We start from the raw sequence: 12,466 nt of genomic DNA, 5'->3' as shown, positions 1-12,466 counted from the left end.
AGAGCAGCACCCCGCAGGTCACCCATTCATCGAACTTAGGAGCACCACATCAGCGAGCCTCGCATCAACGAGCGCATCCGGGTCCCGGAAGTGCGCTTGGTTGGCCCCAACGGCGAGCAGGTCGGCATCGTGCGCGTCGAGGACGCGCTTCGTCTGGCAGAGGAGGCGAACCTCGACCTCGTCGAGGTGGCGCCCATGGCCAAGCCGCCGGTCGCCAAGCTCATGGACTTCGGCAAGTTCAAGTACGAAGCCGCCATGAAGGCACGGGAAGCACGCAAGAACCAGGTCAACACCGTCATCAAGGAGATCAAGCTCCGACCGAAGATCGACCCGCACGACTACGGCACCAAGAAGGGCCACGTCGAGCGGTTCCTCAAGGCCGGTGACAAGGTCAAGGTGACGATCATGTTCCGCGGCCGCGAGCAGAGCCGACCGGAGCTCGGTCGCCGCCTGCTCGAGCGCCTCGCCGAGGACATCGTCGAGCTCGGCTACGTCGAGTCGGCTCCGAAGCAGGACGGTCGCAACATGATCATGGTGATCGGCCCGACGAAGAAGAAGGCCGAGGCCAAGGCCGAGCAGCGCCGCTCCCGCGAGCAGCGCGGAGCCGCCAGCGACGCCGCGCACGCCGAGCACATCGAGACGACCGAGCTCACCGAGCACACCGACGAGACCCAGGCGGCCGACCAGGCCGAGCAGGTCCCGACCGAGCAGGCCGCCGCCGCCGAGTGACCGGCCGGCGGTGAGCACCGGAGGCGCGAGCCCCCGGGCCCGACAGACCACGTGCGCCCACCGGCGCACGCAACACGAAGGAGATCGGCCCCCATGCCGAAGATGAAGACGCACAGCGGTGCGAAGAAGCGTTTCCGCCTCACCGGCACCGGCAAGGTGATGCGTGAGCAGGCCGGCGGCCGTCACCTGCTCGAGCACAAGTCGAGCAAGAAGATGCGTTCCATCGCGAACGACGTCGAGCTGTCGAAGCCGGACGCCAAGAAGGTCAAGAAGCTCCTCGGCAAGTGAGCCGAACCCCCTACCCAGCATTCAGCTGAGCAGCCGGGTCCTCTCGGTTCCGCCAGCAGCACCACCTCGGTGCTTAGTACAGAAGGAGTATTCACGTGGCACGCGTGAAGCGGGCAGTCAACGCCCAGAAGAAGCGTCGCGTCGTTCTCGAGCGCGCGAGCGGTTACCGCGGTCAGCGGTCGCGTCTCTACCGCAAGGCCAAGGAGCAGGTCACCCACTCGCTCGGCTACGCCTACCGTGACCGTCGCGCCAAGAAGGGCGACTTCCGTCGCCTGTGGATCCAGCGCATCAACGCTGCGGCCCGCGCCAACGGCATGACGTACAACCGGTTCATGCAGGGCCTCAAGCTCGCGGGTGTCGAGGTCGACCGCAAGATCCTCGCCGACCTCGCCGTCAACGACGCCGCGGCCTTCACCGCGCTCGTCGAGGTGTCGCGCGCCAACGTCCCCGCCCCGGCGGAGGCCAAGGCTGCCGGCGACGCCGCCTGAGCGACGCCACGCGACCTCAGCAGCGCAGCGCAGACCGAGCGCCGGGAGCACCCGTGCTGACCAACCCCCGATCTGATCGGGTCAAGGCGGTGCGGGCGCTGTCCCGGCGCTCGGTGCGTTCGCGCACCGGTGAGTTCGTCGCCGAGGGCCCGCAGGCCGTCCGCGAGGCGGTCGCCTTCCGACCCGACCTCGTCCGCGACGTCTACGTGACGCCCGAGGCGGCCACGCGGCATACGGCCATCGTCGACGCGGCGCGAGCCGCGCAGCTGTGGGTGCACGAGGTGAGCCCCGAGGTGCTCGCCGCGATGGTCGACACGGAGTCGCCCCAGGGCATCGCCGCCGTATGCCGTGTGCTCGACGTGCCGCTGGCCAGTGTGGTCGCGGACCTGCCGCCCGACGCCCTCGTGTGCGTGCTGACCAACGTGCGCGACCCCGGAAACGCGGGCACGGTCATCCGCGGGGCGGATGCCGCCGGCGCCGACGCCGTGATCGTCAGCAACGCGAGCGTCGACGTCTACAACAGCAAGGTCGTGCGATCCACGGTCGGCTCGCTGTGGCACCTGCCGATCAGCGTGGGTGCTGCGGTGCCCGACATCTTCGCGGCCCTGCGCGGCCGCGGCGTGCGTCTGCTCGCGGCCGACGGCGCGGGCACGACCCTGCTCCACGAGCTCAACCTCGGGCGCGGCAACCCCGGCAACGCCTGGGTCATGGGCAACGAGGCCTGGGGTCTTCCGCCGGAGATCAGGGACGCCTGCGACGAGGTCGTGCGCGTGCCGATCTACGGTCATGCCGAGTCGCTCAACCTCGCGATGGCGGCCACCGTCTGCCTCTATGCGTCGGCGGAGGCGCGCCGGGTCACAGGCTGACTCCCCGGGGTGCGGTCGGCCGTGGTTATCCTTCCGAGCATGAGCACCGACGACGGTGAGCGGGTGCCGACCACCCCTGGTTCCGTCGCGCCGGTCTCGTCGATGGCCGAGCTGCTGCCTGACGGGCTCGTCGTCATCGGTGCCGACCGTCGGGTCCGCCTCGTCAACGCCGAGGCGCTGCGCGTCCTCGAGCTGCCGGATGCGGGCGACCTCGTCGGTCGAACCGTCGACGACGTGCTGCCGCTGACGGACAAGTACGGCCGCGACTGGTGGGCCCACGTCGACCCGTGGAACGGGGCGGTGAGCCGCACCGGCCACCTCGAGAAGCTGCTCGTCGGCCCGCGCGGCAACGAGGTGCTCGTCACCGCCCGCTACGTACGCGCCGGCCAGGACGGCGACGACCACGTCGAGCGGGTGCTGCTCGGTCTGCGCGACGCCGAGGCGCGTCAGCGCGCCGAGCGCGACCAGGCCACGGTGCTGTCGACGGTCGCCCACGAGCTGCGCGCGCCGCTCACCTCGGTGACCGGTTTCACGAGCAGCCTGCTGCGTCGCTGGGACCGCTTCACCGACGAGCAGAAGCGCCTCATGATCGAGACGATCGAGGCCGACGCCAACCGGCTGACGCGGCTGATCACCGAGCTGCTCGACATCTCGCGCCTCGACTCCGACAGCCTCAACCTGCGGCTCGGGCCCGTCGACCTTCATGACCTGCTGCGTACCCATGTCGTGCGGCACGAACTGGGCCGTGCGCCCGGTGCGGTGCGCCTCCAGCTCGGCGCCTCCGCGGCGGCCGACGGGGTGCCGGAGATGTGGGCCGACGCCGACCGCCTCGAGCAGATCTTCTTCAACCTCATCGAGAACGCCCTGCGTCACGGCGACGGTCTCGTCACGGTGACGCTCGACCGGCACGGCGAGTGGGTCATCGTGCACGTCGACGACGAGGGCGAGGGCATCCCGCCTGCCGACCGCGAGAAGATCTTCGGCCGCTTCTGGCACGGCCCGGGCAACGCGAGCACGGGCCTCGGGCTCTACGTCGTGCGCGGCCTCGTCGAGGCGCACGGCGGCACGGTGGCGGTTGATGCCAACGAGGCCGGTGGCGCCCGCTTCACGGTTCGCCTGCCGTCGGGGCTGCCCGACGTCGTCTCGCAGTGACGCGACCGCCACGGTCCAGCCGTGGCGGGGTTCTGGTGGTTCGACCCGGCTGCGGACCGCCACGGTCCAGCCGTGGCGGGGTTCTGGTGGCTCGACCCGGCCCACCGTCCCGGCCCGCGAGGTGGCGCCGAAACCGGCGGGGCCCCGCCCCTAGACTGGGCCACGCTCGCATGAGCAGGAACGCGGGTGCCTCCGAGGCGCCCCAACCCCCGACCGACGAGAGCAGCGAACGCACCCCGATGTCCGGACCCAACACGAACTACGACCCCGTCGAGGTCGCGGCGCTCGACCCCGCGCAGATCGACGCCGCCGTCGAGCAGGCCCTCGCCGCGGCCGCGGCCGCCGGCTCCCTCGAGGAGCTGAAGGCGGTGCGCACGGCCCACCAGGGCGAGAAGAGCGCGCTCGCCCTCGCGAACCGCGAGATCGCCGCCCTGCCCCCGAGCGCGAAGGCCGAGGCCGGCAAGCGGGTCGGCCAGGCCCGCGGCCGGGTGGCGCAGGCGTTCGCTGCCCGTCAGGGCGAGCTCGAGGTGGAGCGCGACGAGCGCATCCTCGTCGAGGAGCGGGTCGATGTCACCGTGCCCGCCCTGCGTCGCCGGCCGGGTGCCCGGCACCCCATCGAGCTCACGGCCCAGCGGCTCGTCGACGCCTTCGTCGGCATGGGTTGGGAGGTCGCCGAGGGCCCGGAGCTCGAGAGCGAATGGCTCAACTTCGATGCCCTCAACCTCGGACCTGACCACCCTGCCCGGCAGATGCAGGACACCTTCTTCCTCGACCCCGTCGACTCGGGCCTCGTGCTGCGCACCCAGACCTCGCCGGTGCAGATCCGCACGATGCTCGACCAGGAGCCGCCGATCTACGTCGTGGCGCCCGGCAAGGTCTTCCGCACCGACGACCTCGACGCGACGCACACCCCGGTCTTCCACCAGATCGAGTGCCTCGCCATCGACAAGGGACTGACGATGGCCCACCTGCGCGGGGCGCTCGACGCCTTCGTGCGCATCATGTTCGGCGAGGAGACGCGCACCCGGGTGCGGGCCAACTACTTCCCCTTCACCGAGCCGAGCATGGAGACCGACTTCCTCTGCTTCGCCTGCCACGGCGCCGAGACCTGGGGCACGGCCGAGCAGTGCCGCACCTGCGGCGGCTCCGGGTGGATCGAGCTCGGCGGCTCGGGCATGGTCAACCGCAAGGTGCTGCGCACGTGCGGCATCGACCCCGACATCTACTCCGGGTTCGCCTTCGGGCTCGGCATCGAGAGGGCACTGATGCTGCGTCACGGCGTGCAGGGCATGCACGACATGGTCGAGGGCGACCTTCGCTTCTCGCAGCAGTTCGGGATGGGGGCCTGACATGCGGATGCCGCTCAGCTGGCTCGCCGAGGTCACCGACCTGCCCCCGGGCGCGCGTGGCGCCGACGTCGCCGCCGGCCTCGTCTCGGTCGGTCTCGAGGAGGAGGACCTCCACGGCGGCGACCTCACCGGGCCGCTCGTCGTCGGCCGGGTGCTCGACTTCACCCTCGAGCCCCAGAAGAACGGTAAGACGATCCGCTGGTGCACCGTCGACGTCGGCCAGAACGGCCAGATGCTCACCGAGGGCAAGCACCAGGAGATCGTCTGCGGCGCCCACAACTTCGAGGTCGGTGACCTCGTCGTCGTCGTGCTGCCCGGCGCCGTCCTGCCCGGCAACTTCGCCATCGCCGCTCGCAAGACCTACGGCCACGTGTCCAACGGCATGATCTGCGCCGAGGACGAGATCGGGCTCGGTCACGACCACGAGGGCATCATCGTGCTCGAGCGGCTCCTCGGCGCCGAGAAGGCCGCCATGCTCCAGGCCGGCGACGACGCGATCGCCCTGCTCGGTCTCGCCGAGGAGACCGTCGAGACCAACGTGACGCCCGACCGCGGCTACTGCTTCTCGGTACGAGGCCTAGCCCGCGAGTACTGGCACTCGCAGGGCAGCCCGGCCGGCGGCTACCGCGACCCCGCTGACGTCGCCACCCCGCAGGCCAACGACTCCGGCCACCCGATCCGGCTCGACGACGACGCGCCCCTCGACGGCAACGTCGGCTGCGACCGCTTCGTCGCGCGCGTCGTCCGTGGCATCGACCCGACCCGTCCGTCACCGTCCTGGATGCAGAAGCGCCTGACCCAGATGGGGATGCGCCCGATCAGCCTCGCGGTCGACGTGACGAACTACGTCATGCTCGCCGTCGGCCAGCCGTTGCACGCCTACGACCTCGCCAAGCTGGACGGCCCGATCGTCGTGCGTCGCGCCCGGTCGGGGGAGGCTCTCACGACGCTCGACGACGTCGAGCGCACGCTGAGCCCCGAGGACCTGCTCATCACGGACTCGGGTGAGCGGCCGCTCGCCATCGCCGGCGTCATGGGTGGCGCGTCGTCCGAGGTCGACGACTCGACGACCGACGTGCTCGTCGAGGCGGCCCACTTCGACCCCACGACCGTCGCTCGCTCCTCGCGCCGTCACCGCCTCGTCACCGAGGCGTCCAAGCGCTTCGAGCGCGGGGTCGACCCCCGGGTGACCGCGGCTGCCGCGCAGCTCGCCGTCGACCTGCTCGTCGAGCACGGCGGCGGCACGGCCGACCCCGGCGTGACGGACGTCGACCACACGACGGAGCGCACGGCATACCTCCTCGACGTCACGGAGCCCAGCCGCATCGTCGGCGTCGACTACCCGCGCGAGCGGGTGCTGGCGATCCTGCGCGACCTGGGCTGCACCGTCGACGAGGCCGGCGAGGGCACCGACGACACCCACGTCCTCGTGACCCCGCCGTCGTGGCGCCCCGACCTCGTCGACGCGCCCGACTACGCGGAGGAGGTCGCCCGGATCGACGGCTACAACAACATCCCGTCGATCACGCCGACTCCCAGCGAGGGCCGCGGGCTCACCCACGGCCAGAAGGCGCGGCGCATCGTCGCCGACGCCCTCGCCGGTGCGGGCTACACCGAGGTGCTCAGCTACCCGTTCGTCGCGGCCGAGCTCGCCGACCAGCTGGGGCTCGCGCCCGACGACGACCGCCGCGAGGCCGTGCGCGTCGCCAACCCGCTGTCGGAGGAGCGGCCGCTGCTGCGCACAATGGTGCTCTCGAGCCTCGTCGACGTGCTGCGCCGCAACCTCGCCCGTGGCCACAAGGACGTCGCGATCTCGGAGATCGGGCTCGTCTTCCGGCCCGGAGGCCCGCTCGCCAAGGCGCCGATCCCGAGCGTCGACTCGCGCCCCGACGACGCCACCCTCGAGCAGCTGTATGCCGCCGTGCCCGACCAGCCGCGTCGCGCCGCGGCCATCGCGTCGGGCCAGATCGAGCAGGCAGGGTGGTGGGGCCCGGGCCGCGCCGCGGACTGGAGCGACATGGTGGCCGCGGTGCAGTCCGTCGCCGGCGCCCTCGCCGTGCCGGTCGTCGTCACCAACGACCCCGGCCACGCGCCCTGGCACCCTGGTCGGTGCGCCCGGATCAGCCTCGCCGACGGCACCCTCGTGGGGCACGCCGGCGAGCTGCACCCGAAGGTGCTCGCCGCCCTCGACCTGCCGCCGCGCACGGTCGCGACCGAGTTCGACGTCGACGTGCTGACGGCGGCGAGCGAGGAGCCGGTGCAGGCGAGCGAGTTCTCGTCCTTCCCGCCAGCGCTCACCGACGTCGCGCTGCTCGTGCGCTCGGAGGTCGCGGCGGGCGATGTCGAGACGGCCCTGCGTCGAGGCGCGGGGGAGTCGCTCGAGTCAATCGCGCTCTTCGACGTCTACGAGGGTGAGCGGGTCGAGGCCGGCCACCGCTCGCTCGCCTACCGGCTGACCTTCCGGGCCCTCGACCGCACCCTCACGACCGACGAGGTCAACGCCTTCCGCGACGCGGCCGTCGCTGCCGCAGCGGAGGCGACGGGGGCCGTCCAGCGCTGACGTCCCGAGGCAGGACTGCCTGTGCAGAACTATGCATGCGTGTGTATAGTCATGCATTGTGATCAGGGCAGCAGTGGCGGGGGCGAGCGGCTACGCCGGAGGAGAGATCCTCCGGCTGCTGCTCGCCCACCCGCGGATCGAGGTCGGGGCCGTCACGGCGGCGAGCAGTGCGGGTGAACGGCTCGGGGGCGTCCACCCGCACCTCGTCCCGCTGGCCGACCGTGTGCTCAAGGACACGACGCTCGAGACGTTGTCGGGTCACGACGTCGTCTTCCTCGCGCTGCCGCACGGCCACTCGGCGCGGCTCGCCGCACAGCTGCCGGAGTCGGTCGTCGTCATCGACTGCGGCGCCGACTTCCGGCTCGAGCACGAGCAGGCCTGGACCGACTTCTACGACACGCCGTATGCCGGCTCGTGGCCCTACGGCATGCCGGAGCTCCCCGGTCCCGCGGGCACCGTGCAGCGCGAGCGGCTCACGGGGGAGCGTCGCATCGCCGTCCCGGGGTGCTACCCCACGGCGGTCTCGCTCGCCCTCGCGCCCGGCTTCGCGGCGGGGCTGCTCGAGGGTGGCGACGTCGTCGTCGTCGCGGCGTCGGGCACCTCGGGCGCCGGCAAGGGTCTCAAGCCGCACCTGCTCGGCAGCGAGGTCATGGGCTCGATGTCGCCCTACGGCGTGGGCGGGGTGCACCGGCACACGCCCGAGATCGAGCAGAACCTCAGTCGGGCGGCGGGCGAGACGGTCACCGTGTCGTTCACGCCGACCCTCGCGCCGATGCCCCGGGGGATCCTCGCCACCTGTACGGCCCGGCTGCGCGCCGGCGTCGACCCTGCCGCGGTCCGCTCCGCGTGGGAGCAGGCGTATGCCGCCGAGCCCTTCGTGCACCTCCTGCCCGAGGGTTCGTGGCCAGCCACCGGCTCCGTCATCGGCAGCAACCACGTGCAGCTCCAGGTCGCGGTCGACGAGCGCCTCGGTCGCGTCGTCGTGGTCGCGGCCGTCGACAACCTCACCAAGGGCACTGCCGGCGCCGCCGTCCAGTGCGCCAACCTCGCCCTGGGTCTCGAGGAGACCCTCGGCCTTCCCGTCGCAGGAGTCGCGCCGTGACCAGTGAGAGCCAGCCCGTCGAGCTTCCCGCGGGTTTCCGCGCCGCCGGCGTCACCGCCGGCCTCAAGTCGAGCGGCACCCCTGACCTCGCGCTCGTCGTCAACGACGGCCCCGACCACCACGCGGCCGCCGTCTTCACGACGAACCGGGTCGAGGCCGCGCCGGTCACGTGGTCGCGCCAGGTCGTCGTCGACGGCCGGGTCGACGCGGTCGTGCTCAACTCGGGTGGGGCCAACGCCTGCACCGGGGCACAGGGCTTCCTCGACACCCACCGCACCGCCGAGCAGGTGGCCGAGGTGCTCGGCCTCTCAGCCGGTGACGTCGTCGTCTGCTCGACCGGTCTCATCGGCGAGCTCCTGCCCATGGACAAGATCGCGGCGGGCATCGACGCCGCGGCGGCGGCCCTCTCACCCTCGGGGCACGAGGCTGCCGCCATCGCGATCAAGACGACCGACACCGTGCACAAGGTCGCCGCCCACGCCGGCGACGGCTGGTCTGTCTCCGGCTTCGCCAAGGGCGCCGGCATGCTCGCGCCGGCGCTCGCGACGATGCTCGTGGTGCTCACGACCGACGCCGTCGTCGACCAGGGCGACCTCGACGGGGCCCTGCGGGCGGCCACGGCGGTCTCGTTCGACCGCATCGATTCCGACGCGTGCATGTCGACCAACGACACGGTCGTCGTGCTCGCCTCCGGCGCGTCCGGCGTCCGGGTGGGCAGCGGTGAGCTGACCGAGGCCCTCACGGCCGTGAGCTCCAGCCTCGCGCGGCAGCTCATCGCCGACGCCGAGGGTGCCGCGCACGACATCGCCATCGAGGTGCGCTCGGCCGCCAGCGTCGACGACGCCCTCGAGGTGGCCCGCGCGGTGGCCCGCAACAACCTCTTCAAGTGCGCCGTCTTCGGCAACGACCCCAACTGGGGCCGGGTGCTCGCCGCCGTCGGCACGACGAGGGCTGCCTTCGACGCCGCCGCGCTCGACGTGACGATGAACGGCGTCCAGGTATGCCGCGCCGGTGGCGTCGGCGAGGACCGCTCGCTCGTCGACCTCACGGGCCGCGAGGTCCACGTCGTCGTCGACCTGCGCGCCGGCTCCGAGGCGGCCACGGTCTGGACCAACGACCTGACGCACGACTACGTCCACGAGAACTCGGCCTACAGCACATGACGACGACGCCCGCCCAGCAGAACCTCCGTGGCCTCATCGACGCCGCAGCCCTCCGGGTCGCCGCGGGCAAGGCCGCGACGCTCGTCGAGGCGCTGCCATGGCTCGAGCGCTTCCGCGGCGCGCTCGTCGTCGTCAAGTACGGCGGCAACGCCATGGTCGACGATGCCCTCAAGGCGGCCTTCGCCGAGGACGTCGCCTTCCTGCGGTATGCCGGCCTGCGACCTGTCGTCGTGCACGGCGGCGGCCCGCAGATCAAGGCGATGCTCGACCGGGTGGGCCTCGAGAGCGAGTTCAAGGGCGGCCTTCGCGTCACGACGCCGGAGGTCATGGACGTCGTGCGGATGGTGCTCACCGGCCAGGTCGGCCGTGAGCTCGTCGGGCTGCTCAACCAGCACGGCCCGATCGCCGTCGGTCTCTCGGGCGAGGACGCCGGACTGCTCGGTGCCCGGCGCCGGGGCACCGTCGTCGACGGCGTCGAGGTCGACCTCGGGCTCGTCGGCGACGTCGAGAGCGTCAACCCCTCGGCGATCATCGACATCCTCGACGCCGGCCGGGTGCCGGTCGTCTCGACCGTCGCGCCCGACCTCGACGTCGACGGACAGGTGCTCAACGTCAACGCCGACACCGCGGCGGCGGCCATCGCCGTCGCTCTGCGGGCCGAGAAGCTCGTCGTGCTGACCGACGTCGAGGGAATCTATGCCGACTGGCCCGACCGGGGGTCGCTGCTGTCGACGATCGACGTCACCGCTGCGAAGTCGCTGCTGACCCGAGTCGAGGCCGGCATGGTGCCCAAGCTCGAGGCGTGCATCCGCGCGGTCGAGGGCGGCGTGCCCCAGACGCACGTCGTCGACGGGCGGAAGCCGCACTCCATCCTGCTCGAGATCTTCACCGACGAGGGCATCGGCACGATGGTCCTGCCCGACATCACCGCCAGCGAGAGCCCTGCCGGTGGTCGCACCGCCTCCGGGACTCCCGCCTCAGAGGAGGACGCATGACGAGCGACGACATCGGGTCGGACACCAGCTCCGAACCCGCTGCCGACACGGGCTCTGACACTCGTTCGGACACTCGTTCTGACACAGGGTTGGGCAACGGGTCCGGCAGCGGCTCCGAGCTGCTCGAGCGCTACGGCAGCGCCCTCGTCCAGGTCTTCGGCACGCCGCAGCTCGTGCTCGCCTCGGGGCACGGCGCCTGGGTGACCGACGTCGACGGCAAGCGCTACCTCGACCTGCTCTCGGGCATCGCCGTCAACGCGCTCGGCCACGGCCACCCCGCCCTCGTGCAGGCTGTCACGAAGCAGGCCGAGTCGGCCATCCACGTCTCCAACTTCTTCACGTCCGAGCCGGCGATCCTCCTCGCCGAGAAGATCCTCGAGGTCGCTCAGGGCCCCGCCGGCTCCGGCGTGTTCTTCGCCAACTCCGGCACCGAGGCGACGGAGGCGGCCATCAAACTGTCGCGGCGCACGGGCCGGCGCCGCATCATCGCCCTCGAGGGCTCCTTCCACGGCCGCTCCACCGGGGCGCTCGCGCTCACCCACAAGGCGGCCTACCGCGAGCCGTTCGAGCCCCTCATCCCTGAGGTCGTCTTCGTCGCCCCCGACGACATGGCGGCGCTGCGCGACGCGGTGGACGACACGACAGCCGCCCTCTTCCTCGAGCCCATCCAGGGCGAGGCGGGAGTGCGCGAGCTCTCCGACGACTACCTCCGGCTCGCGCGCGAGCTGACGACGCAGCACGGTGCACTGCTGGTCGTCGACGAGATCCAGACCGGGATCGGCCGCACCGGCGACTGGTTCGCCCACCAGCGGGCGGGCATCGTGCCGGACGCGATGACGCTTGCCAAGGGCCTGGGGGGCGGGGTGCCCATCGGGGCCCTCGTGACCTTCGGCCCCGAGGTGACAAGGCTGCTCACCGCGGGACAGCACGGGACCACATTCGGCGGCAACCCGCTCGCCTGCGCTGCGGGCCTGGCCGTGCTCGACACCATCGAGCGCGAGGACGTGCTCGCCCACGTCCGCGAGGTGGGGGCCCTGCTCGACGACGTGACGATCGACGGTGTCGCGGGCACGCGCGGGCGGGGACTGCTGCGCGCGATCGAGCTGGACGGCATACCCTCTGCGGCCGTCATGACCGCCGCCCGGGAAGCGGGTTTCATCGTCAACGCCGTGACCCCGACGGCCATCCGTCTCGCGCCGCCGCTCATTATCTCCGCAGACGAGCTGAGCAGCTTCCTCGAGGCCCTGCCGGGAGTCCTCGCCGCCGCCCGCGAGGCGAGCTAGTGAGCCGCACCCAGCGCCAGCGCCGCATCGTCGAGCTGCTGCGCCACCACGAAGTGCACAGCCAGGGCGAGCTGGCCGACCTCCTCGTCGCCGAGGGCACCGACGTCACCCAGGCCACCCTGTCGCGCGACCTCGTCGAGGTCGGTGCCGTCAAGGTGCGCCGCGGGCGCTCGCTCGTCTATGCCGTGCCGGGGGAGGGCGCCGAGGTCGCACCCGTCGGCTCGCTCGGTGAGTCCGCCTCGGCGCGGCTGCGGCGCACGTGCGAGGAGCTGCTCGTCTCGGCCGCGGCGGCCGTCAACCTCGTCGTCCTGCGCACCCCGCCGGGAGCTGCCAACTACCTCGCGTCGGCGATCGACCAGACGCGCGACCCCGAGGTGCTCGGCACCATCGCCGGCGATGACACGATCATGCTCGTGACAGCCAGTCCCGACGCTGCCGCCTCCGTCGCCGAGCGGCTCCAGGCGCTCGCCGACGCCCGCGACTGACCCACC

Annotated in this window: 12 protein-coding genes; all 12 read left to right on the top strand. The window is 71.9% G+C overall.

Going from position 1 to position 12,466, the window contains the following annotated elements; genetic code table 11:
• Positions 1-90: 90 nt before the first annotated feature.
• The 12 genes from infC (at position 91) to argR (ending at position 12,460) form a co-directional block, all read left to right on the top strand.
• Positions 91-729, top strand: a complete 639-nt coding sequence (gene infC / locus FHX52_RS06785; RefSeq protein WP_425460088.1) for a translation initiation factor IF-3 — start codon at positions 91-93, stop codon at positions 727-729.
• Positions 730-822: 93 nt separating this feature from the next.
• Positions 823-1,017, top strand: coding sequence for a 50S ribosomal protein L35 (rpmI, locus tag FHX52_RS06780; protein WP_141821043.1), 195 nt, complete (start codon positions 823-825; stop codon positions 1,015-1,017).
• A 95-nt stretch (positions 1,018-1,112) separates the two neighbouring features.
• The gene (gene rplT, locus FHX52_RS06775; protein WP_141821041.1) at positions 1,113-1,505 is read left to right on the top strand and encodes a 50S ribosomal protein L20; all 393 of its coding nucleotides are present in this window, start codon (positions 1,113-1,115) and stop codon (positions 1,503-1,505) included.
• 53 nt (positions 1,506-1,558) lie between these two features.
• A complete protein-coding gene (locus FHX52_RS06770) occupies positions 1,559-2,371 on the top strand; it encodes a TrmH family RNA methyltransferase (protein ID WP_141821039.1) in 813 nt (270 codons plus the stop codon).
• A gap of 39 nt (positions 2,372-2,410) precedes the next feature.
• Positions 2,411-3,523 (top strand): sensor histidine kinase, encoded by a 1,113-nt coding sequence (locus FHX52_RS06765; protein ID WP_141821037.1) that lies wholly within the window; start codon positions 2,411-2,413, stop codon positions 3,521-3,523.
• Between the two features lie 239 nt (positions 3,524-3,762).
• Positions 3,763-4,872, top strand: a complete 1,110-nt coding sequence (pheS, locus tag FHX52_RS06760) for a phenylalanine--tRNA ligase subunit alpha (protein ID WP_141822076.1) — start codon at positions 3,763-3,765, stop codon at positions 4,870-4,872.
• Between the two features lies 1 nt (position 4,873).
• Entirely contained in the window at positions 4,874-7,432 is a 2,559-nt protein-coding gene (gene pheT / locus FHX52_RS06755; protein WP_141821035.1) for a phenylalanine--tRNA ligase subunit beta, read from the top strand.
• A gap of 58 nt (positions 7,433-7,490) precedes the next feature.
• A complete protein-coding gene (gene argC, locus FHX52_RS06750; protein ID WP_221630510.1) occupies positions 7,491-8,534 on the top strand; it encodes an N-acetyl-gamma-glutamyl-phosphate reductase in 1,044 nt (347 codons plus the stop codon).
• The gene (argJ, locus tag FHX52_RS06745; protein ID WP_141821031.1) at positions 8,531-9,697 is read left to right on the top strand and encodes a bifunctional glutamate N-acetyltransferase/amino-acid acetyltransferase ArgJ; all 1,167 of its coding nucleotides are present in this window, start codon (positions 8,531-8,533) and stop codon (positions 9,695-9,697) included. The genes argC and argJ overlap by 4 nt, the downstream gene beginning before the upstream one ends.
• On the top strand, positions 9,694-10,692 hold the full coding sequence (gene argB, locus FHX52_RS06740) for an acetylglutamate kinase (protein ID WP_141821029.1): 999 nt from the start codon (positions 9,694-9,696) through the stop codon (positions 10,690-10,692). The genes argJ and argB overlap by 4 nt, the downstream gene beginning before the upstream one ends.
• Positions 10,689-11,975 (top strand): acetylornithine transaminase, encoded by a 1,287-nt coding sequence (locus tag FHX52_RS06735; RefSeq protein WP_141821027.1) that lies wholly within the window; start codon positions 10,689-10,691, stop codon positions 11,973-11,975. Before argB ends, FHX52_RS06735 begins: the two co-directional genes overlap by 4 nt.
• Positions 11,975-12,460 (top strand): arginine repressor, encoded by a 486-nt coding sequence (gene argR, locus FHX52_RS06730; RefSeq protein ID WP_141821025.1) that lies wholly within the window; start codon positions 11,975-11,977, stop codon positions 12,458-12,460. The genes FHX52_RS06735 and argR overlap by 1 nt, the downstream gene beginning before the upstream one ends.
• Positions 12,461-12,466: the final 6 nt, after the last annotated feature.

Origin of the sequence: Humibacillus xanthopallidus, assembly GCF_006717145.1 — a bacterium.
GTDB classification, from domain to species: domain Bacteria; phylum Actinomycetota; class Actinomycetes; order Actinomycetales; family Dermatophilaceae; genus Humibacillus; species Humibacillus xanthopallidus.
The sequence above is the reverse complement of the archived record's forward strand: the minus strand, read 5'-3'. Positions and strand labels throughout refer to the sequence as shown.

Excerpts from the sequence above, each read along its gene's own strand:
- pheT (WP_141821035.1), top strand. The coding sequence starts at position 4,874 with ATGCGGATGCCGCTCAGCTGGCTCGCCGAGGTCACCGACCTGCCCCCG.
- pheS (WP_141822076.1), top strand. The coding sequence starts at position 3,763 with ATGTCCGGACCCAACACGAACTACGACCCCGTCGAGGTCGCGGCGCTC.
- argB (WP_141821029.1), top strand. The coding sequence starts at position 9,694 with ATGACGACGACGCCCGCCCAGCAGAACCTCCGTGGCCTCATCGACGCC.
- FHX52_RS06765 (WP_141821037.1), top strand. The coding sequence starts at position 2,411 with ATGAGCACCGACGACGGTGAGCGGGTGCCGACCACCCCTGGTTCCGTC.
- FHX52_RS06735 (WP_141821027.1), top strand. The coding sequence starts at position 10,689 with ATGACGAGCGACGACATCGGGTCGGACACCAGCTCCGAACCCGCTGCC.
- rpmI (WP_141821043.1), top strand. The coding sequence starts at position 823 with ATGCCGAAGATGAAGACGCACAGCGGTGCGAAGAAGCGTTTCCGCCTC.